The following is a 21,121-nucleotide window of genomic DNA, read 5'->3' on the forward strand; positions in this document are numbered from 1 at the left end:
GCTCGGTTCCTCAGACAATATCGGCAACGCGCACCCAGCGCCGTTCTTCGTTCGACAACCGGATCGCCTCTTGCAGCCGCTCGATCTCCAGCGCGGTGGCGAAGTCGGGCGACGCCGACCCTTCGCCCCTGATTGCAGCGACCATCGCCTGCATCGAACGCGCCATGGGATAGCTCGGCTGCGGGTCGCTCTGCCGGTCGAGCGCGACGCCGGGCGCGGACTTCAGCGCGTCAGGGATCGCGATGTCCTCGAGCGTCCCACCCAATTGCCCGCCGCGCAGCACGCAGTCGCGGCTCGTCGGGAAGGTCGGCGAGTTTGCGGCCAGCCGTCCCTTGTCGCCGAAAACGTCGATCGACCATCCATTGTGCAGCGTCATGCTCCAGCCGATCTGCATCGTCATTGTCAGGCCGCTGGCGAAACGCAGGATGACGTTGGCGAAATCATTGGTCTCGGGGGCGGTGACGCCGCCATCGGGGAATACCCATTGCTTGAGTACCTGGCTGTCGTCGGCAACGAGTTCGGCGACCGGGCCGAACAAGTGCCGCAGCATATAGAGCATATGGCTGCCGTTGTTGCGGACGGCGGAAACACCCTGCCCGCCTTCGCCGAACCAGTTGTACGGGAACTGGCGGCTCGGCGCGTTGAACAGCGAGATATTGAAGCGGCAGGTGCCACCGAGCGGCTGCCCGACATAGCCGTCGTCGAGCATCGCCTTCATCTGCGCGTGCGCCGGTATCCATTGGGAGAAGGCGTCGACCACACCCACACACCCGCTGGCCCGCCATGCGGCATCGATTTCCTTCGCCCCTGCCCAATCGGGGGCGTGGGGGCTGGCGTTGTAGATGTGCTTGCCGTTGGCCAGTGCCGCCAAGACCATCGGTTTGCGAACCACCGGCCGCGTGCCGAGATCGACGATGTCGATATCGGGGTCGGCGCACATCGCCAGCGCATCCCAGAAGGGCCGCGCGATACCGTGTCGCGCCGCAGCCGCCGCCGCCGTCTCCTGTCGCGAGGTGCAGATCGCGGTGACCTCGACCCCCGGCAGCGCGCGCCATGCCGGCAGATGCGCGAACGCCCCCCAGCCCGCACTGACGATGCCGACGCGCAACGTCATGGCGTTACGTGATATAACCGATGACCGTCCCGACCTCGTAAGTCTCGCCCGCCTCCGCCTCGATGCTCAGTGTGCCGGTCGCGGGTGCTTCGACCTCGTTGGTCGATTTGTCGGCCTCGAGCAGGTACAGCGGCTGCCCCTCGGTCACCTGATCGCCGTCCTTGGCGAGCCACTCGGCAATCTGCCCCTCGTTCATCGAAAAGCCGATCTTGGGGAGGAGGATTTCGGTCGCCATCTTCGCAGTTCCTAGCGGTCGTTCATGCTCTGCCTATCGCGCCGATGTCGACGGGCAAGCGGGAAAAGCGGAAGATGGCACTTCATATCGGTGACGCGATGGTCGAGCGGGTAACAGATCGCAACGCAGGCCAACGATGTTTACGTCGCCGCGATTTCCAGCAGCATATCGGCAACCCGCTGCGGCTCGGTCATCATCAGGTCATGGCCGGTGTCGATTTCGAAGTTGCGATGACCGTCGAGTTGACGCGCGCGATCGGCCTCGGAGCTATACTGGAGCGAGGCGGTGCAATTGATGTTCGTGCGCGGAATGCGGCCCATCGCGTCGCCGTTCGTGAAGCGGAGGCGCTCTTCGAAGCACTTCCACGGATGCGGCAGCATCTTCTCGCGCAACATCGCCACATCGTCGGGCGCGCTGACGCCCATCGCGGCGACCATCTCGTCGTTCGGCCACATGACGAGCTCGATACCATCGACGGTCTGCGACGAGTTGCGCGCAAATGCCATCGATGCCGCCGCAATATCGGCAAGCGACTCCCCGTCATCGGGATGCGCCGCGTCGAGATAGACGAGTTCGCGGATGCGCTCAGGTGCCTGGTCCGCGACCCCGGTAATCACCATGCCGCCGTAGCTGTGACCGACAAGGATGACGTCGCGCAGACTTTCGAAAATCAACAGGTTCACCACGTCGGTGACGTGGGTCGACAGGCTGGTTTCCGAAGTCAGGAGATGTAGCCTTTCGCCCAAGCCTGTGAGCGTCGGCGTATAAACATCGTGTCCCGCTGCCCGGAGCAAACGCGCCACCTTTGCGTAGCACCAGCCCCCATGACCTCCGCCATGCACGAGTACGATAACTGCCATCGATGATCCTTTGGAATGAGCTAGCCGGTCGCGGTGTTGGTCTCCGTCAATACCCCCGCGTCTCGACCCATTCCTCGTGCTCGCCCGGCTTGTAGGTCTTCCCCGGTATCCGCCCCGACGAGGTCTTCAGATCGAAGCCCACCGCGTCGGCACCGCCCTCGATCGGCACACCGAACGAGGCCAGCGCCCAGCTGGTCATGACGTAGTGGCCGATGGTGAAGGTCAGGTCCATCATCTGGCGCTTGTCGAGCGTCTTGGTCAGCGTCGCCCAGGTCGCGTCGCTGATGACATTGTCGTCGATCAGGTCGTCGCAGGCCCGCATCGTCGCGGCCTCTTCCTCAGTCCAGCTCCCGCCATCCGGGAAATCGCGGATCGCGGCGATTTCCTCCAGCGTGATGCCCGCGTTCATCGCGTAACCGACGTGATTGTGCCATTCATACGCCGAGTTCACCCGCCAGCTGACGCGCAGGATGACGATCTCCAGCTGGCGCGTGTTGAGCGTGTTCGCCATCAGGAAATGCTTGCCCCAGATGTTGAACACCTTGCCCAGCGGCGGGTGGTTGCCCATCATCGTGATGACATTGGTCTTCGACCCTTCCTCCCATGAATTCGGCTCGCCCCAGAAGGAGAAAACCTCACGCGTTTCGTCGGTCCATTCGGACTTCGGCGGATAGGGGATGCGGGGCGCGATCTCGGTCATGGGCAGGTCGTCCTAGCGGGTCATGCGGATGGCGGCGGCCTCTGCGGCACAGTCCGGCCGCGCCTTGGGCAGTGCACGGATTTCGGCCTGTGCAGCGGCAAAGTCGGCCTGATAGCCAGGGTCGGCGCGGAGCTTTGCCACGACAGCTTTGGCGACCGTCCGGCCAGCCTCGATGTCGCTCAGATAATGCACGTTGCAGATGCGGCGGCTGTCGCCGAAAACCACTCCCCGCGCGATCAGCTGCCCCCGGCGTTCCGGCACGAGGTCGGCCAGTATCATCCCCCAGCCATAGCCGAGCGCGCTATGGCCGGACGGATAGGAGCCGTCGCCGCGCAGAACCGTTTCCATCTCGGGCGTGCAGGTCGGCTGGCCGTTGTTCATGAACGGTCGCGCGCGCATGTACTTGCGTTTCGCGCCATAGCCCGCGAGGCCGAGGTCGGGTGCGGCGCGGCGCAACAGCGCCTCAATCTTCGGCGTCTCGGTCGCGCCGATGGCGATGCCCGCCGCGCACATGAATGCCTTGCCGCCGCCCGCCAGATTGGCGTCGGCGGTGGCGAGCGTCCAGCGCGCGGTCCCGCGCAACGCCAGTGCGCGCTTTTGGGCACGCTCGTCGCGGCGCAGCGCGCGCGAACCGGGTGCCGATGGCGGCGGGAGCAGGGCGACACTGTCGGGCAGCTTCGCCTGTCCCAGATAGCCCGCGCCGAGGCTGGTCCGAGCTGGCAATGGCGCGGACATGGGCGCGGGTGGCGGGGCCGACTGCCCGCTCAGCAGCACCGCTGCGCCCAAGGCAATCCCAAGTTTTGTATTCATCATCCCAACCCCTCGACAAAGATCGCCCGATACGGTGCCGCACTTTTGCGGTGCGCGGCAGCGGCCTGATAGGCGTCGCTGTGGTACCACGCCTTGGCGTCGGCCATCGTCGGAAATTCGAGCAGGACGATACCGTCGGGGGCCGCTCCCTCGAGCGTCTCCATCGCGCCATAGACGATCAGCGGCTTGACGCTGACGGGCCGTGTCCCGGCACGGTTCATCGCCTGGTATTTCGCCATTTCTTCCGGATCGGACACTTCGCCTTCGCGAATAAACAGGGCGTATGCCGGCATCGGGGGCTCCTTACATCGCCGCCGTGTCGATGGTCGGGCGGATCAGGATCGTGGACACATTCGCGCGCCTTGGCAGCCCCACAATGAACAGGATTGCATCGGCAATGTCGGACGTTTTCATCACGCCATCCTTCGACACATGCGCCTTGATCGCGTCGCGCCAGGTCGGGTCGGTGATGCTGTCGGCGATTTCGGATTCGGTCGCGCCGGGTTCGATGATCGACACGCGGATACCCGCCTGCCCGACTTCCTGCCGCAGTCCTTCGGTCAGGCCGGTGACGCCGAACTTGCTGGTCGAATAGGGGCCGAACAGCCCCGCCGCCCGGCGTCCGCTGGTCGAGGAAATGTTGACGATGTCGCCTGCCCCCTGCGCCTTCATATGCGGGACCGCTGCCTTGCAGGTATAGAGCGTGCCGTAGAGGTTGATGTCGATCACCCGCCGCCACTGGTCGAGCGTCAGCGATTCCACCCCGCCCGCCTCGTTCACCCCCGCCGAATTGATCAGGATATCGATGCGCCCGAGCTGCGCGACGGTGTCCTCGACCGACCTAGTGGCATCGGCCTCGACTGCGACATCGCCCGGCAGCGCGAGCGCCCTGCCCCCCGCCGCTTCGATCTTCGCCACCAGCGCGTCGAGCCGCTCCCTGCGCCGCCCGGAAACCGCGACGGCCGCACCCGCCGCCGCCAGCGCCAGCGCCGCCGCCTCACCGATGCCCGACGACGCGCCGGTGACCAGCGCGACCTTGCCGCCTAGGCTCATCGCACCAGCCCTTTCGGCTGGACGATGCCGAGATCGAGATGCGTGACGATCCCCGGCGCGGCGTCGCACACCGCCGGCACCGCTGTCGCGCCGACCAGCCCGGTCCAGGGCAGCCCGAGGAACGGCCGCTCGCCGTCCTCGCCGATGCCGCCCATCAAATGCACTTCCAGCGGCGGATCGCCGTGGATCGCAACCTTGTAGCAGCTCGGGCCCGTCAGCCACTGCGGCGTCACATGCTCGCCCATTACCCAGTAGAAGTGATAGACGATCAGCGGCTTGCCATCGGCCCAGGCGGTCCATTCGAAATGCTGGCCCGCGACCGTGCCTTGCTTGACCACGCCGGTGTCGGGCAAGCCGATGCCGAGCGAATAGGGGATGTCCTGTATCGCGGTCGCGACTTCCAACCGCGTCGTCAGTCTCTCGATGCTCTTGCCCAGCCCTTCGACGACCATGCGCATCGACCCCTCGAACGCATAGGGCGCCTCTGCCGAACGGCTGGGATTGGCGAGCAACTCTTCCGGGTCGCGACCGAAGCCCATCATTTCGGTGTAGACCATCGGATTGCGGATCTTGTCGATGACCTCGGTCACTTCGATCAGGTCGACCCGGTTCATCAGGCGCGTGAGCGTCAGCGGCAGGATGTCGCCCGAAAACCCCGGATGCACGCCGCAACCGTGAAACGACGTGCCGCCCGCCGCACACGCCGCCTCGAGCCGGTCGAAATCGGCCTTGTAGCGGTCGGTCGGAAAGAACGGCCCGGCGGGCGAGACGATGTTCTTGCCCGACCGCAGCAGCCGCTCGAACAGGTCGAGGTCCTTCACCAGCCCCGCGAAGAAAACGCAATCGGCATCGAGTGCGACCAGCGCCTCGACATTGTCGGTCGCGATAACGCCAGTCGGCGGCAGTCCGACAAGGTCGCCCGCATCCTTGCCCAACTTGTCGGGATTGGTGACCGCGACGCCAACCAGATCGATCACCGGGTTTTCGATAAAGTGCTTCAATGCCGCCTGGCCGACGACGCCGGTGGCCCATTGGATGACGCGGTATTTGCGCTGCGTCATGTCAAAGCACCGCCCGCACTTGACCGCCGTCGACGCGGTAGTTGGAACCGGTCACGAACCCCATGATCGGGCTGGCCAGGGTGCAGGCCATGATCGCCAGTTCTTGCGGGGTGCCGAGCCGCCCCGCCGGCGGCAGTTCGAATACGCCCTCGCCCGCCAGCCGCGTGGTGATCTCTTCGATCGACATCGCTTCGTCGCCATAGCGCGTCCGGCCGAAGCGGATGAGGCCGTCGACCATAATAACGCCCGGCGTCAGCGTGTTGACCGTGACGCCGACGCCTTTCAGCGACCCCGCCAGGCTCACCGTGTAATTGTTGAGCGCCGCCTTCGCCCCCGAATAGTCGGACCCCATGTTGTTGGGCTGAAGCGCGACCGCGCTGGAGACGTTGATAACCCGGCCGAATTTCGCCGCAACCATCGCGGGAACGGCAAGGCGGCACAGCCGGACCGCGGGCAGCGTGTTGCCGTGATAATTCGCGATCCAGTCGTCGGCACCGATGTCGATTGGCGGCTTGGACGTGTTGCCCGTCGCACTGCCACCCGCGTTGTTGACGAGAATTTCGACGTTGCCGCCAAGCGCCGTTACAGCCTCGGCATGGACGGCAGCCGCGCCTGCGTCGTCGGACAATGCGCCGACGGCGACACCTGCGGCGCCGATCTGCGCCGCGACCTTTTCCGCCCGCTCGCGGTTGCGCCCATGGACGACGACCGCTGCACCCTCTTCGCTGAGCATCCGCGCAATCGCTTCGCCGATGCCGCTGCTGCTCCCGGTGACGAGCGCGCGCCGCCCCTTTAGTTGCAGGTCCATGGCAGGTCTCTCGTCATCCTCGCGGTAGAGCATGACGGCGATACGACACCGACATCAACCGCCGAAGGATGCTTTGGTAGCAACCATCGCCGGGGCGTCACCTCCCCTCCGGCAACCCGTTACCGGCGGCACGCCGCATTGTCGGCGCGCACGGCGGCAAAGGCGATCGACTGGGCAGGAACCGACAGCATGCCGCGCACGGCGACCGGATCGAGACCCATGACACGCCCCTTTTCATCGATGCGCGGCATCGCGCCGTTCACCGTCACCGAGCCGCTGTCGAGCGGCGTTGCCGCCATCGCCCACGCCTCGGCCCCGGCATTCAGCGTCAACGCCTCGGGTCGATCTCCCGTATTTATCGCGAGCAGGCCGACCCCGCGCCGACCGGCGAGGCAATGGGCGTAGAGCCGCAGCGTGGATTCCGACACCGGCGGCGATGCGAGCACAATTGGTCCCATCGTCCGCCGCCACAACACTGCGGCCCAGTAATTCGGTCGCGGCATCATCGTGTCGTAATCGATCAGGCCATAATCCGACGCCGCCAGCGTATTATGTGCGACGACTTGGACGCCGCGCTGCGCCAGCGCGCCGAGCTGGTTGAGGTAGCGAAAGCTGTCGAGAAATGTCGCCGCCCAGGGGCTGCCGCCGCAGGCAGCCTGCGCGGTTTCGTTGAGCCAGATCGGCTTGCCCGGCGCATATTTGTCACGCAGCGACGCGTAAAACGCCTGATCGGTCAAGGTCAGGTCGAGCCAGTCGGCAGCGAGTGCGCGTTCCTTTGTCCCGCCCCCGCTGGTCGCACACCGGACAGACGCCGAACCATAATGATGATAGGAAAACACGTCGAGCATGCCCGGATTGTCACGCAGCAGATTTTCGGAGTCGAGGAACCCGCGAGCTTCATTTTCGGGCGTGTGCTTCAGCATCGTGCCTTCGGACGCACTCCCCGGCCCGGTGAGCTTCAGGCCAGGTGCCGCCTTGCGCGCCCAGGCGTGAAACACCCGGAAGTCGCGCGCGAAATCGGTCGCCTTATAGCCCTTTGGAAAGCCACCGAACGGCGGCACCGAGGGTTCGTTGAAGAGTTCGGCACCATAGATCGACCCGCCCGATTCACGGGTCAGATCGAGCAAGCGCTGCGCCTGCACCGGGGTCCAGACGCCATTCGCGTCGCGCGCACCCGCGCTCGACGCAAAGCTGGTAACGATCTTCGCATCGACCGCTTTGGCAAAACCGACCACACCGCGCCACATGTCGCGTCTCAGCACCTGCTGAAATCCGGCCGGCGGTGCCGTGACTTTTTCGCCCGGCAGCGGCACGTAAGTCGAATTCGCCCAGGTTCCGCTAACGCGCATATAGGCCGGCCCAAGCGCCCGCGCGAGCGCACGGATGCGTGGTGCCGACAGGTCGAGCGGAGGCCGCATCCGGTACAGCTCGCCCTTCGGTCCGCCATAGGGTGCCCAGAAGCGCCCGCCGGTCACCTCGACCATCTCGACATTGTACGACTGATAGCGCGGATCGACCTCGGCCACCTTGGGCAGCTTCGACAGGTCGAGGGGCTGGGCGGCAAGACTGCCGGGCAGCGCTAGTACGGCACAGAACGCAAAGAACGATTTCATCGTATCAGGCTACTGGCACGCGCCGCACAGGCAAGACCTTTCGGGCGGGCATCGCGGGGGCGTCAAGCCATCGTCGCCGACGCGCCGGTTCCATATCCTGGCTGCGCGGGATCGCCGAAGGCCGCCAGAATTTCCTCGCAGCGCGCGGCGAAAATCGGGCGGTAGTCGGGATGGGTGACGATGTAGGCTTGGCCCTCCTCGATCGCACGGACGACCGCGCGGCCGCTCCAGACCGGATCCATCATGCGCGGAAGGAGTGCCGCGAGCGTTTCCGGATCCGCCGCAGGGCCGTCCTTCGGATCGAGCGACATGCGGCTTTTGGTCAGCCCAGGAAACAAGGTCGAGACCCCCACGCCGTGCGGCGCGCATTCCTGGCGCAGCGCGTCCGACAGGCCGAGCACCGCGAATTTGCTCGCCGAATAGGCACCGAATGTCCCGAACGGATTGAGGCCGTTCATCGAACTGGTGTTGACGATATGGCCGCTGCCGCGCGCCTTCATTTCGCCCGCGAAACTGGCGATGCCGTTCTGCACGCCCGTCACGTTGATCGCGAGCACGCGCGCAAACAATTCGGGCGGCACCTCTTCCAAATCCATGCGCGGCGTCGAAATCCCGGCATTGTTGCACAGGATATCGACCGGCCCGAACCGCGCCTCCGTTGCCCCTTTCGCCGCCGCCCAGCTCTCCAGCGAGGTCACGTCGAGCGTCAGCGCCAATGCGGCATCGCCCAGCTCCGCCGCCTTGGCCTGTGCGTGGTCCAGATCGACATCGGCGAGCACGACCCGTGCGCCCTTTTCGACCAGTGCCTCGGCAATGCCCCCGCCGATGCCGCCCCCGCCGCCCGTGATGAACGCGGTCTTGCCCGCAACCTGCATCACGCCACCCCGTCCTCATTGACCATCCAGTGGACGAACCGGTGGAGCGGATACATGCCGTCCCACGGGTTGCCGGCGGTCGAAGGTCCGGCCTCGCCCAAATGATTGACCCGCTGCGCCCCGCCCGCGCCGAGCCGGTCGCGATAATCGGCGATGCGGTCGAACGGGTAAAAGCCGATCGTCTGGGTGGCGACGTTGACGTATTTCACCGCGTCGTCGAGGCGATCGACGCGCACGACATTGCCGATCTTGTTGATCGGGTGAAAATCGACCGGCGCGTCGGAGCGGATGACCAGCCCCTTGCCGTCGGTGCGGCCCCACACACCATATTCGTCGTCCATCATCATCAGTGCCTCGACCTCTTCCTTGAGGTCGATCGCGAGCGGACGGATGTCGCCCGACGCGGCGGCCTTTTCGGCGATGCGGCGCTGGAACTTCGCGCAGAACGCATCGACCTTGTCTTCTGGCCCCTCGACGAACTGGAAGCGGCTGGCGGCGCAGGCTTCCTGATTGAGCATCATCAGGTCGGACGCGGCGAGTTCGGCGACGCGCTCCATCGTCTCTTCGCTTTCGAGCGCTTCCTTGCCGATCATCGAGATCGAGGTCTTGGGATCGAACGACACCAGCTGGAAACCGGGGCCGATATATTTGACGACGTTGTTGATCGCGTCGCCGCCGCCCCATGCAACGATCTTGTCGAAATATTGCGGGCGGTAGAGCACATTTTCGACCGCTGCATCGCCGCCACGCCAGTAAACCGCCGACATGGATTTGACGATCGGATGTTCGGAATCGATCGCCGCCATCGTCCGCAGGATCGCGACCATGTAGAAGGGATCGGCGGAGGACATCTTGAACAGGTTGATGCCTTTGACCAGCGCGCCCTGCGCCACCGACTTGACCGCGACGCCCGGCGAATTGCCCGGCAGCACATGGATCAGCCGCGGCGCATAGGCACGCACGAAGCTCTTCCGCCCGGTGAAATCCTGCTTCGGTACCCAGCCGTCGAGTGCCTTCGGATCTGGGAAATTCTGTTCGAGCTCGCGGGTCAGGATGTCCCGGTTGAGATAGGCGACGGCATGCTTGCCGACCGCTTCGAACACGGCCCGCGGCAGGATATGTGTCGAGGCCATCCGGTCGAAACACTCATGGATGTAGTCGTTGTCCGGCGCGACCAGCCGCTGGCCTGTTTCGACGAGAAAATCGATGATCTCGGACGTCGGCACGTTGAGCAGCGGCGGCACTTCGGTGCGCGGCGGCACCGCGAGATCGAGCTGCATTTTCGGCGTGGCGAAGGTGACGCCGAGATCGCGCGAACGGTGCGTCTCGTCCATCCCCTCGACGAGTTTTCCGCGATAGAAAAACGGGGCTGAAACAACGGCTTCGGTCGAGGCTTCGGGAGCCTTGAGTTCGGTCAGAGCGTTCATGCCACACCTCTTACATAAGCATCCACGGTTCCGGCGCAGCCGATCTTATCGTCGCCCTCGAGGTCGGCGAAGCGCGCGATATCGTCGCGGATCGATACGCCCTTGTTGCCGCAATGCGGGCAGGGCCGGTAGTCGATCGAAATCCTGTCGCCGGTGATCACCCCGCCCCAGCGCCCGTCGAGCGACAGGTCGAAGAATGCCGCGCGCCCCTCGACTTCGCCGTCGTAATTATGCGCGACGGCGGTATCGCCCTCCTTGTCGAGGATGATCGGGACGACCCAGGGCGGCACATGATAGCGGCCGGTATCGCCGCATTTCGGCATGCCCGAATTGAGTTCCTGCATCGAATAATTCTGGAAATGTCGGCCTTCGGGAATGTTGAAGGTCTGGTGGACGAATTCCTGATAATCGGCCGGCAGCTGCGCGCGCTTCAATCCGCCGCCGACGTACAGGCAGTTGTCGGGGTTGAAGTCCTTGGCGCTGTAGCCTTTGTCGCGCACCGCCTTGGCGACCGCGTAGAGTCCGCTCCACAGCCCGGAGACCATCAGCTTCTTGTCGCGGTTGGCGATCAGGAAATCGGCGGTTTTGGGGATCGCCTGTTCGACGAACTGTGCGCGCTCGCGTGAGGTAGCTTCGAACGCGGCGATCTCGTCGGGCCGCGCGCTGCCGTCGGCGATCTTCTTGCGCATGACGATCTGCTTGGTCAGCGCACCGACCGTGATCGGCGGCACCGGATAGGTCCAGCGTTCGAGCGTCGGATCGCAGAACGCCGCCGCCTGCGCTTCGGCGATCTTGCGGTTTTTGGGTACGGCGGCGACCGGCGCCATGCCGACCTGAAGCCGGTCCTGCCTGGCCTCCACACCCGAACCCCATGAAAAGACATTGACCGTATCGACCTTGGACCAGTCCATGTCCTTGTCCGACGCGATCAGCATCGCCGACTTGCCGGTGGTGCCGCTCGAAGCGGAAACATAATGCCCCTTGGCCTCCATCCGCGCGATCCATTCATCGACATCGGCGATCCCGTCGGTATCGATCTCGATGGGGTGCGGTGAGACCGTATTCATCCATTTGGTCAGCCGGTCCCACCGCTCGTCGATCAGAAAGCTCTCGGGATAGCTCTTGTAGGCGGTGTGCGGGAACAGCAGCGGGACGATGTCGGCGATCTCGGCAATCGTCTCGGTCCCCGCCTCGCTGGCGCGGTGCTTGAGCAATTTGATCGCCTCGCGCCGCTCCTGGAACCGCTCATCGAGCGCCGCCACCTGCGTCGCGCGCAGCTCGGCGGCGGACCGGTCGAAACGATCCGCATCAGTGGCCATCGCCATCAGTTTTTCCGTTGCTGCACCCATCGCTTGATCTCTCGTTTAATGGCACCTACTACGTTTCATTATGACCGAGTCGCTGGAAATTGCAAGCCCCCGCTCCCGCCCCGCCGCCGGTCGACCGACGAGCGATCAGGCGGCGGCTCGGCATGCAGAACTGCTCGATACGGCGCTCGACATGTTTCTCGATCGCGGGTTCGAACCGACAACGATGGAGGGGGTCGCGGCCGCCGTCGGCATGACCAAGCGCACCATCTATGCGCGTTATGCCGATAAGGCAGCGCTGTTCATCGCCACCGTCCAGCGCGCCATCGAACGGCTGGTCGTCGCACCCGAAACGCTCGCCGCGCTCGACAGCGGCGACCTCGAAACGACGCTAACGGCGGTCGCACGGATGCGTGTTGCGCAGGTGATGACGCCTGCGGGGCTCAAGCTCCAGCGCATCATCAACACCGAATCCTACCGCTTCCCGCAGATTTTCAACATGTCGTACGAACAGGGCGCGGGGCCGGTGATCGCCTTCCTCGCCGACCTGCTGCGCCGCCACGATAACGCGGGGGCGGTTTGCGTGGACCGGCCCGAAATGGCAGCCAATGTCTTCATGAGCATGGTCGTCAGCGGCCCCGTCCGCATCCTCGTGTCGGGCAATCTGCTGAACCAGCAAGAGATCGACGAACGCGTGACGTTCGCCGTGCGCTTGTTCCTCGATGGGGTCCGGACACGCTAGGAGAAGAGGCCGGATATGCACAGTCAGCCCGGGTATCTGGACGAGCTCAAGGCGCATCTGCGCCCGCTGGCCGCTGCGACCATCGGCATCGCGTTCGGGTTGTCGATCAACAACTACACGTCCAGCCTGTTCGGTGCGCAGCTGATCCACGAGTTCGGCTGGGCCAAGGCCGAGTTTGCCAAGATCGCTGTCTTCGCCATCCTGCTGGTGCCGATGTTCCCCGTCATCGGTCGCCTGACCGACGTGCTCGGCGTCCGCTTTGCCGCCGCTATCGGGGTGATCGGGATGCCGATCACCTTTGTCGGCCTCGCCAACATGAGCGGTAACATCAACACCTTCTTCGCGCTGACCGTGGCGCAGATCCTGACCGGCGGGTTCCTGACCTCGACGGTGTTCAACCGTGTCGTCGCCGAGCGGTTTACCGTCGCGCGCGGAATTGCCTTTGCGATCATCATGACCGGGCCGCCAGTGTCGGGCGGACTCGCGGCGTGGGCGTTGGGGCCGTTGATGGTCGATTACGGATGGCGCGGCGGCTATCTGTTTCTTGGGGGCCTGGTGCTGGTGTTCGGCATTCTCGCGCTGATCCTGCTTCCGGCCAAATCGCCCGTTCGCCAGCACCAGCCATCTACGCTCCGCAAGGATTTCGGCACCATCGCGCGGCACCCCGTATTCTGGCTGGCGTCGCTCGGCATGTTCCTGTGCAACCTGCCGCAAGCGCTCGGCTCATCGCAGCTCATGCTGATGCTTCAAGAGAATGGCGTCGCGCTGTCGGCATCCTTCTTTGTCGCGCTCTATCCGTTCGGCGTCGTCATCGGGCGGTTCGCCACGGGCGCCGCGCTCGACCGTTATCCGACCCATATCGTGGGCGCCATCGGGCTTGCGCTGCCCGCACTCGGCTTCGTGCTGCTCGCCGGCCCTTATGACGGCGCATTGCTGGTCGGGTTTTCGGTCCTGCTGATGGGGCTGGCGCAAGGGGCGGAAGGCGATGTCGCCGCCTATGCCGTTGCGCGGCACTTCCCGATCTCGATCTTCGCCTCGGCGATGGGTCCGGTCAACGCCGCGACCGCGCTCGGGGCTTCGCTGGGCGGCGCAGTGCTGGTACCGATGCTCGCGCGCTGGGACAATTACGTCCCGTTCCTGATCTTCTCCGCCGTGGTCACGCTGCTCGGTGGAATCGCGCTGTTCCTCATGGGGCGATATCCGATGCTGCCCGAAGAACCGGTAACTCTTCATGACTGAGACGCGAACCGCCGTCATCACCGGTGCCAGTTCGGGCATCGGCAAGGAAGCGGCCAAGGCGCTCGCCGCATGCGGGTGGCACGTGATCGGACAAGGTCGCGACGCCGCGCGGTCCGCCGCTGCCGAGGCCGAAATCCGCGCTGTCGCCACCGGTCGCGTCGATATGCTGAGCTGCGATCTGTCGCTGCTGTCCGACACGGCGCGCATGGCCGACGAGATCGCCGCACTGACGCCCTGCATCGACGTTATGCTCTGCAACGCAGGCGGAATGCGGCAGGAACTGGTGGTCACCCCAGAGGGCAATGACGCGAGTTTCGCGGGCAATCACCTCGGCCATTTCCTGCTCGTCCAGCAGTTGATGCCGCAGCTACGCGCCGCCGGACATGCCCGCGTGATCAGCACGACGTCGGACGGCAGCTTTTATTGCAAGAGGATCGACTGGGACGATCTGCAACTGCTGCACAAATGGGATTCAGGTGCGTCCTATTGCCTGGTCAAGCTGTGCAACGTGCTGTTCACCCGCGAACTGGCGAGGCGGGGCGCGGCGGACGGCATCGTCGCGCACGCCTTCCATCCCGGCGTGGTCGGCAGCAATTTCACCAGCCATGTGCCCGAATCCACCCGCACTTATATGGCAACGCTCGACGCGCAGATGCCCGAAGTCGCCGCGCAACCTTTGGTGTGGCTGGCTACATCGGCGGAGGCGGGAGCATCGACCGGCCTATACTGGAACAAGGGCGTCAGCGAGGCACCCAACCCGATCGCGCTCGACGATGAAATCGCCGCTCGGCTGTGGGCAGAGAGCGAAAAGCTGATCGCACAAGCCGGGTTCTGACGCGTCTAACCACGCTACCGCTAGATGTGGATCGCCTTCCCGCGGACCCCCATCGCCGCTTCCTTCAGCGCCTCGCTGTGCGTCGGGTGGGCGTGGCAGGTGTAGGCGATGTCCTCGCTGGTCGCGCCGAATTCCATTGCCTGTGCGGCCTGGGCGATCATGGTGCCGGCGAGCGACGAGATGATGTGGACGCCCAGCACGCGGTCGGTCTTGGCGTCCGCGATGACTTTTACGAAGCCGTCGGTGTCGCGGTTCGTCTTGGCCCTGCTGTTGCCTGCGAAGGGGAATTTGCCGACCTTGATCTCGCCGCGCTCCTTGGCGGCTTCTTCGGTCAGCCCGACGCCCGCGATTTCGGGATGGGTATAGGCGACGCTGGGGATGACGTCGTGGTTCACGATGCCGGTCAGCCCCGCGATGTTCTCGGCGACCGCGATCCCCTCATCCTCGGCCTTGTGCGCCAGCATCGGGCCGGGCACGACATCGCCGATTGCCCAGATGCCGGGGACGGCAGTGCGGAAATCATGCGCGATTTCGATCTGTCCGCGCGCATTGACGGCGAGGCCCGCCTTGTCGAGCGACAGGCCATCAGTGTTGGGACGGCGACCGATACTGACGAGGACCGCGTCGGCACTGAGCGTCTCGCCCGCGCCACCGGCGGCGGGTTCGACGGTGACGGTTGCCTTGCCGCCCTTGACCGCAACGCCCGTCACCTTGGTCGAAGTCTTGAACTCGAAACCCTGTTTCTTGAAAATCTTGGCCGCTTCCTTGCGGACTTCGCCGTCCATGCCGGGCATGATCTGGTCGAGATATTCGACGACCGTGACCTTGGCACCGAGGCGCAGCCAGACGCTCCCGAGCTCCAGCCCGATGATGCCGCCGCCGATGACGACCAGATGCTGGGGCACCTTGGGCAGCGCGAGCGCGCCGGTCGAGTCCACGACGACCTTCTGATCGACCTCGACGCCGGGGAGCGGGGTAACGCTCGAGCCGGTAGCGATCACGATGTTCTTGGCGCGGACCGACTGCCCAGCGATAACCACTGTATCGGCGCTGGTGAACGCGGCGCGGCCCTTCAGCCATTCGACCTTGTTCTTCTTGAACAGGAACGCGATGCCGCCGGTCAGTTCCTTGACTGCGAGCGCCTTCTCCGCGTGCATCTGGTCGAGGTCGAGCGTCGCACCGGCAATATTGATCCCGAATTTGGCGAGCGCGCCGCTGTGCGCTTCCTCGTACAATTCGGACGCGTGGAGCAGCGCTTTCGACGGAATGCAGCCGACGTTGAGGCACGTGCCGCCCAGCGTCTCGCGGCTCTCGACACACGCGGTCTTGAGGCCGAGCTGCGCGGCACGGATCGCCGCGACATAGCCGCCGGGACCGCTGCCGATGACGAGGACGTCATAGTCGTAATCTGCCACGTGGGGCTACTCCTTACAGGTCGATCAGCAACCGCGTCGGGTCTTCGATCGCTTCCTTGACGGTTTTCAGGAAGGTGACCGCCTCGCGCCCGTCGATGAGGCGGTGGTCGTAGCTGAGCGCGAGGTACATCATCGGGCGGATCACGATCTGGCCGTCGCGGACGACGGGGCGGTCCTCGATGCGGTGGAGGCCCAGTACTGCCGACTGCGGGGGATTGATGATCGGCGTCGACATCAGCCCGCCGAACACGCCGCCGTTGCTGATCGTGAAGGTGCCGCCCTTCATGTCGTCCATGGTCAGCGTGCCGGCCTTGGCCTTTGCGCCGAGTTCGCCGATGGCCTTCTCGATGCCCGCGAACGACATTTTGTCGGCGTTGCGGACAACGGGGACGACGAGGCCGTTGGGCGCGCTGACCGCGACCGACACGTCGAGATAGTCGAAATAGACGATTTCCTCGCCGTCGATCTGCGCGTTTACGGCGGGGATGTCCTTCGCCGCCAGCACCACCGCCTTGGTGAAAAAGCTCATGAGCCCCAGGCGCACACCGTGCTTCTTTTCGAAGCTGTCCTTGTAGCGCGCGCGCGCGTCCATCACCGCGCCCATATCGACGTCGTTGAATGTCGTCAGCATCGCGGCAGTGTTCTGCGCGTCCTTGAGCCGCTTCGCGACGGTCTGGCGCAGGCGCGTCATGCGGATGCGTTCCTCGCGGCGTTCGCCCGTCGGCGCGGGAGCAGCAGCGGGCGCAGGCGCGGCAGCCGGCGCAGCCGGTGCGGCGGGCGTCGGCGCGGGGGCCGACATCACATCCTCCTTTGTGAGCCGACCGTCCTTGCCGGTGCCCTTGATCGAAGAAGGATCGACGCCCTTTTCAAGGACAAGGCGACGGACCGAAGGCGACAAGGTCGGCGCAACGGCTTCGGTCGCCGGTACGGCCACCGGCGCGGATGCTGCGGGGGCAGCAGCGACCGCACCGGCCCCGGCTTCCACGGTCGCAATCGTCGACCCCACATTCACCGTATCGCCGACCTTGACCAGCTGTTCGCCCATCACGCCCGCGACGGGCGCAGGCACTTCGACCGACACCTTGTCGGTCTCCAGCGACGCAATCGGCTCGTCGGCGGCAACCGCTTCGCCCGGCTTCTTCAGCCATTCGCCCAAGGTCGCTTCGGTAATCGATTCGCCCAGCACGGGCACTTTGACTTCGGTGCTCATTTCAGCTCCTCAACCGGGATTGCCGGTGACGGGTTTGGCAGTGGTCTTCGTGCTGCGCTGGCGGCGGATTTCGCCGCGCACGCTTTGGCCCAGCGCATCGGCGACGAGCGCCGCCTGTTCGGCCTGGTGGCGCTTCATCAGGCCGGTCGCGGGCGATGCGCTCGCTTTGCGTCCGGCATAGCGCGCGCGGTGCGGGGCGACCTTGGCGCGCGCCAGGCATTCCTCGATGAACGGTTCGACGAAGAACCAGTAACCGTTGTTCTTCGGCTCTTCCTGCGCCCAGACAACCTCTTCGAGGTTGGTCATGCGGTCGAGCCGCGCGACCAGCGGATCGCCGGGGAAAGGATAGAGCTGTTCGATGCGGACGATCGCCGTATCGGTCTGCCCCGCCGCATCGCGCGCGTCCATCAGGTCGTAGGCGACCTTGCCGCTGCACAGCACGAGGCGCTTCACGTCGGCATCAACCGGCGCGTTCGGATCGGACAAGATCCGCATGAAATGCGACGCGCCTTGAAAGTCCGCCGCCTTCGAAACCGCGCGTTTGTGACGCAGCAGCGATTTCGGCGTCATGATGATCAGGGGCTTGCGGAACGACCGGTGCATTTGACGGCGCAGCGCGTGGAAATAATTCGCCGGCGTCGTGATGTTCGCCACCTGCATATTGTCCTCGGCGCAGAGCTGTAGATAGCGTTCGGGGCGGGCGGACGAATGCTCCGGCCCTTGGCCCTCGTACCCGTGCGGCAACAGCATCACGAGGCCGTTGGCGCGCAGCCATTTCGCCTCGCCCGACGCGATGAACTGGTCGATCATCACCTGCGCGCCATTGGCGAAGTCGCCGAACTGCGCCTCCCACATGACAAGCGTCTTGGGATCGGCGCCCGCGAACCCGTATTCGAAACCGAGCACGCCGAATTCGCTAAGCGTGGAGTCGAGCACTTCGAACCGCCCGTGCGGCACGGTCGAGAGCGGGATGTATTTCCGCTCGTCGGTCTGGTCGACCCAGACCGCATGACGCTGGCTGAAGGTACCGCGTCCCGAGTCCTGCCCCGACAGGCGGACACCATAGCCCTCCGACAACAGCGCGCCGAACGCCAGCGCCTCGCCGGTCGCCCAGTCGAAGTTTTCGCCGCTCGCAAACATCGCGCGTTTGGCGTCGAGCACTCGGTTGAGCGTCGGGTGGATCGCCAGATCTGCAGGCACGGTGGTCAGCGTGCGGGCCAGGCCGTCGAACAGCTTCTTCTCGATACCGGTTTCGACATTGCGCCGCGATGTCTCGGCATCGGTCGGCTTGTGCAGCCCCGCCCAGCGACCGCCGAACCAGTCGGCCTCGTTCGCCTTGTACGACGCGGCGCTGGCGAACTGGTCCTCCAGCATGGCGGTGAAGCGCAGCGTGTGTTCGGGTGCCCAATTCCTGTCGATCACGCCCTGTTCGACCAGCCGCGCGGCATAGACGTCGCTGACGCCGGGATGCGACTTGATGACCTTGTACATCAAAGGCTGGGTGAACATCGGTTCGTCACCCTCGTTATGGCCGAACCGGCGGTAGCACCACATGTCGATCACAACGTCGCGGTGGAACCGCTGGCGGTATTCGATCGCCATCTTGCACGCGAAGGTCACGGCTTCGGGATCGTCGCCATTAACGTGGAAAATCGGGGCTTGCACGCCCTTCGCCACGTCGCTCGGATAGGGCGAGGAGCGCGCGAATTGCGGGCTCGTGGTAAAGCCGATCTGGTTGTTGATGACGAAATGCAGGCAGCCGCCGGTGTTGTAGCCGCGCACGCCAGAGAAGCCGAAGCACTCCCAGATAACGCCCTGTCCCGCGAACGCCGCATCGCCGTGGAGCAGCACCGGCAGCACCTGGATATGGTCCTCCAGATCGTTGCGGTCGGTCTGGATCGCGCGGACCTTGCCGAGCACCACGGGGTCCGCGGCTTCGAGATGCGACGGATTGGGCACCAGCGACATGTGCACCTTGATGCCGTCGAACTCGCGGTCGGTGCTGGTGCCGAGGTGATACTTCACATCGCCCGAGCCGCCGACGTCGTCAGGGTTCGCAGTGCCGCCCGAAAATTCGTGGAAGATGATGCGGTAGGGTTTGGCCATCACGTTCGCGAGCATGTTGAGACGCCCGCGATGCGCCATCCCGTACACAATCTCGCGCACGCCCATCGCGCCGCCGTATTTGATGACGGCTTCCATCGCCGGGATCATCGCTTCGCCGCCGTCGAGGCCGAAGCGTTTGGTCCCGACGTATTTCTTGCCGCAGAACCGTTCCCACTGCTCGGCTTCGATCACCTTGGCGAGGATCGCCTTCTTGCCCTCGGGGCTGAAGGTGATCGCCTTGTCCTTGCCCTCCATGCGCTCCTGCAGAAAGCGGCGCTCCTCGACATCGCCGATGTGCATATATTCGAGGCCGACATTGCCGCAGTAATTCGCGCGCAGGATGTCGATGATCTCGCGGAACGAGGCACGCTCCAGCCCGAGCGCACCATTCAGCCAGACCTGCCGGTCGAGATCGCTGTCGGCGACATCGAAGAAGCTCGAATCGAGATCGGCCGGCAATTCGCGCTTCGACAGGCCGAGCGGATCGAGATTGGCGGCCAGATGCCCGCGCACGCGGTAGGTGCGGATGATCAGCATCGCCTTGATCGCGTCGGACGCGGCGCGTTGCAGGTCGGTCTCGCTGACCGCAACACCGGCCTTCGCCGCGACTGCTTTGATCGCCACCGCCATTTGCGTCGGGTCGAGCGCCGCGGTCAGGTCGTCGGTATCGATACGCCAGGACGGGCGCGCCCAGCTGGGGCCGGATTCGGTTTCGGTCGGGTCGTCGAGTGCCATCGTCACTCTCCTTGGCTTCAGCCGTTCAACAGCGCCTTAAGGGTCACACCCAGCTCGCTCGGGCTCGGCGACACGCGGATGCCCGCTGCCTCCATCGCCGCGATCTTGCTGCCTGCGTCGCCCTTGCCGCCCGACACGATCGCCCCGGCATGGCCCATGCGACGTCCCGGCGGCGCGGTCAGGCCCGCAATAAAGCCGACCATCGGCTTTTTGCGACCGCGCTTGGCCTCGTCGATCAGGAACTGCGCGGCCTGTTCCTCGGCATCGCCACCGATCTCGCCGATCATGATGATGCTTTCGGTCGCGTCGTCGGCGAGGAAGAGTTCGAGCACGTCGATGAAATTCGTCCCGTTGACCGGATCGCCGCCGATGCCGACGGCGGTGGTCTGGCCCAGCCCCTCGGCCGTCGTCTGGAACACCGCCTCATAAGTCAGCGTGCCCGATCGCGACACGACGCCGACACTGCCCTTCGAGAAAATCGACCCCGGCATGATGCCGATCTTGCACTCGCCGGGTGTCAGGACGCCGGGGCAGTTGGGGCCGATCAGCCGCGACTTGCTGCCCGACAGCGACCGCTTCACCTTGACCATGTCGAGCACCGGAATGCCTTCGGTGATACACACGATCAGCGGCACCTCGGCATCGATGGCTTCGAGGATCGAGTCCGCAGCAAAGGGCGGCGGGACATAGACGACGCTCGCGGTCGCGCCGGTCTTCGCGACCGCTTCGTGCACGGTGTCGAACACCGGCAGGCCGATATGCTCGCTCCCGCCCTTGCCCGGCGTGACACCGCCGACCATCTGCGACCCATATTCGAGCGCGGCGAGCGTGTGGAACTCACCGGTCTTGCCGGTCATCCCCTGTGTGATGACCTTGGTGTTCTTATCGACGAGGATGGACATTTAATGGGTCCCTATTCCTATTTTTCGTTGCGCTGCTTGAAAAAGGCGGATGCACCGTAGCCAACTGCGCCCCC

General features: G+C 64.8%; 20 protein-coding genes. 3 read left to right on the forward strand and 17 right to left on the reverse strand.

Annotation, left to right across the window (positions count from 1 at the left end):
- Positions 1-10 precede the first annotated feature (10 nt).
- The 13 genes from M0209_RS09210 to M0209_RS09270 all read right to left on the reverse strand — a co-directional run bounded on the left by M0209_RS09210 (position 11) and on the right by M0209_RS09270 (position 11,881).
- Positions 11-1,114, reverse strand: a complete 1,104-nt coding sequence (locus tag M0209_RS09210; RefSeq protein WP_258887979.1) for a Gfo/Idh/MocA family protein — start codon at positions 1,112-1,114, stop codon at positions 11-13.
- Between the two features lie 4 nt (positions 1,115-1,118).
- Positions 1,119-1,349: a lipoyl domain-containing protein gene (locus M0209_RS09215; RefSeq protein WP_258887980.1), complete on the reverse strand. Its 231-nt coding sequence runs from the start codon at positions 1,347-1,349 to the stop codon at positions 1,119-1,121.
- 140 nt (positions 1,350-1,489) lie between these two features.
- Complete coding sequence (locus tag M0209_RS09220; protein WP_258887981.1) at positions 1,490-2,209, reverse strand: alpha/beta fold hydrolase; 720 nt, start codon at positions 2,207-2,209, stop codon at positions 1,490-1,492.
- A 46-nt stretch (positions 2,210-2,255) separates the two neighbouring features.
- Positions 2,256-2,909: a carboxymuconolactone decarboxylase family protein gene (locus M0209_RS09225; RefSeq protein WP_258887982.1), complete on the reverse strand. Its 654-nt coding sequence runs from the start codon at positions 2,907-2,909 to the stop codon at positions 2,256-2,258.
- Between the two features lie 12 nt (positions 2,910-2,921).
- The gene (locus M0209_RS09230; RefSeq protein ID WP_258887983.1) at positions 2,922-3,719 is read right to left on the reverse strand and encodes a phosphatase PAP2 family protein; all 798 of its coding nucleotides are present in this window, start codon (positions 3,717-3,719) and stop codon (positions 2,922-2,924) included.
- Positions 3,719-4,012 carry a DUF1330 domain-containing protein gene (locus M0209_RS09235; protein ID WP_258887984.1) on the reverse strand — a complete coding sequence of 98 codons (294 nt, stop codon included), beginning with the start codon at positions 4,010-4,012 and terminating at the stop codon, positions 3,719-3,721. Before M0209_RS09235 ends, M0209_RS09230 begins: the two co-directional genes overlap by 1 nt.
- Before the next feature lie 10 nt (positions 4,013-4,022).
- Positions 4,023-4,772 (reverse strand): SDR family oxidoreductase, encoded by a 750-nt coding sequence (locus M0209_RS09240; protein ID WP_258887985.1) that lies wholly within the window; start codon positions 4,770-4,772, stop codon positions 4,023-4,025.
- The gene (locus M0209_RS09245; protein WP_258887986.1) at positions 4,769-5,833 is read right to left on the reverse strand and encodes a hypothetical protein; all 1,065 of its coding nucleotides are present in this window, start codon (positions 5,831-5,833) and stop codon (positions 4,769-4,771) included. Before M0209_RS09245 ends, M0209_RS09240 begins: the two co-directional genes overlap by 4 nt.
- A 1-nt stretch (position 5,834) precedes the next feature.
- Complete coding sequence (locus M0209_RS09250; protein ID WP_258887987.1) at positions 5,835-6,674, reverse strand: SDR family NAD(P)-dependent oxidoreductase; 840 nt, start codon at positions 6,672-6,674, stop codon at positions 5,835-5,837.
- 86 nt (positions 6,675-6,760) lie between these two features.
- Positions 6,761-8,254 carry a hypothetical protein gene (locus M0209_RS09255; RefSeq protein WP_258887988.1) on the reverse strand — a complete coding sequence of 498 codons (1,494 nt, stop codon included), beginning with the start codon at positions 8,252-8,254 and terminating at the stop codon, positions 6,761-6,763.
- Positions 8,255-8,316: 62 nt separating this feature from the next.
- Positions 8,317-9,129: an SDR family oxidoreductase gene (locus M0209_RS09260; protein ID WP_258889610.1), complete on the reverse strand. Its 813-nt coding sequence runs from the start codon at positions 9,127-9,129 to the stop codon at positions 8,317-8,319.
- On the reverse strand, positions 9,129-10,556 hold the full coding sequence (locus M0209_RS09265) for an acyl-CoA reductase (RefSeq protein ID WP_258887989.1): 1,428 nt from the start codon (positions 10,554-10,556) through the stop codon (positions 9,129-9,131). The genes M0209_RS09260 and M0209_RS09265 overlap by 1 nt, the downstream gene beginning before the upstream one ends.
- Positions 10,553-11,881 carry a hypothetical protein gene (locus M0209_RS09270; RefSeq protein ID WP_258887990.1) on the reverse strand — a complete coding sequence of 443 codons (1,329 nt, stop codon included), beginning with the start codon at positions 11,879-11,881 and terminating at the stop codon, positions 10,553-10,555. Before M0209_RS09270 ends, M0209_RS09265 begins: the two co-directional genes overlap by 4 nt.
- A gap of 64 nt (positions 11,882-11,945) precedes the next feature.
- On the opposite strand from M0209_RS09270, the gene M0209_RS09275 reads away from it, so the two are divergent.
- From M0209_RS09275 to M0209_RS09285, 3 genes are read left to right on the forward strand one after another with little or no spacing between them, the layout of a single operon-like run.
- Complete coding sequence (locus M0209_RS09275) at positions 11,946-12,605, forward strand: TetR/AcrR family transcriptional regulator (RefSeq protein ID WP_258887991.1); 660 nt, start codon at positions 11,946-11,948, stop codon at positions 12,603-12,605.
- Between the two features lie 15 nt (positions 12,606-12,620).
- Positions 12,621-13,844, forward strand: coding sequence for a nitrate/nitrite transporter (locus tag M0209_RS09280; RefSeq protein ID WP_258887992.1), 1,224 nt, complete (start codon positions 12,621-12,623; stop codon positions 13,842-13,844).
- A complete protein-coding gene (locus M0209_RS09285) occupies positions 13,837-14,679 on the forward strand; it encodes an SDR family NAD(P)-dependent oxidoreductase (protein WP_258887993.1) in 843 nt (280 codons plus the stop codon). Before M0209_RS09280 ends, M0209_RS09285 begins: the two co-directional genes overlap by 8 nt.
- A 20-nt stretch (positions 14,680-14,699) precedes the next feature.
- Here M0209_RS09285 and lpdA read toward each other — a convergent pair whose 3' ends face one another.
- From lpdA to sucD, 4 genes are read right to left on the reverse strand one after another with little or no spacing between them, the layout of a single operon-like run.
- Entirely contained in the window at positions 14,700-16,094 is a 1,395-nt protein-coding gene (gene lpdA / locus M0209_RS09290; RefSeq protein ID WP_258887994.1) for a dihydrolipoyl dehydrogenase, read from the reverse strand.
- Positions 16,095-16,107: 13 nt separating this feature from the next.
- The gene (gene odhB, locus M0209_RS09295; RefSeq protein ID WP_258887995.1) at positions 16,108-17,304 is read right to left on the reverse strand and encodes a 2-oxoglutarate dehydrogenase complex dihydrolipoyllysine-residue succinyltransferase; all 1,197 of its coding nucleotides are present in this window, start codon (positions 17,302-17,304) and stop codon (positions 16,108-16,110) included.
- 9 nt (positions 17,305-17,313) lie between these two features.
- On the reverse strand, positions 17,314-20,145 hold the full coding sequence (locus M0209_RS09300) for a 2-oxoglutarate dehydrogenase E1 component (protein WP_258887996.1): 2,832 nt from the start codon (positions 20,143-20,145) through the stop codon (positions 17,314-17,316).
- A gap of 17 nt (positions 20,146-20,162) precedes the next feature.
- Positions 20,163-21,047 (reverse strand): succinate--CoA ligase subunit alpha, encoded by an 885-nt coding sequence (sucD, locus tag M0209_RS09305; RefSeq protein ID WP_258887997.1) that lies wholly within the window; start codon positions 21,045-21,047, stop codon positions 20,163-20,165.
- Positions 21,048-21,121 lie beyond the last annotated feature (74 nt).

Source organism: Sphingomonas sp. SUN039 (genome assembly GCF_024758725.1).
In the GTDB taxonomy this organism is placed as follows: domain Bacteria; phylum Pseudomonadota; class Alphaproteobacteria; order Sphingomonadales; family Sphingomonadaceae; genus Sphingomonas_O.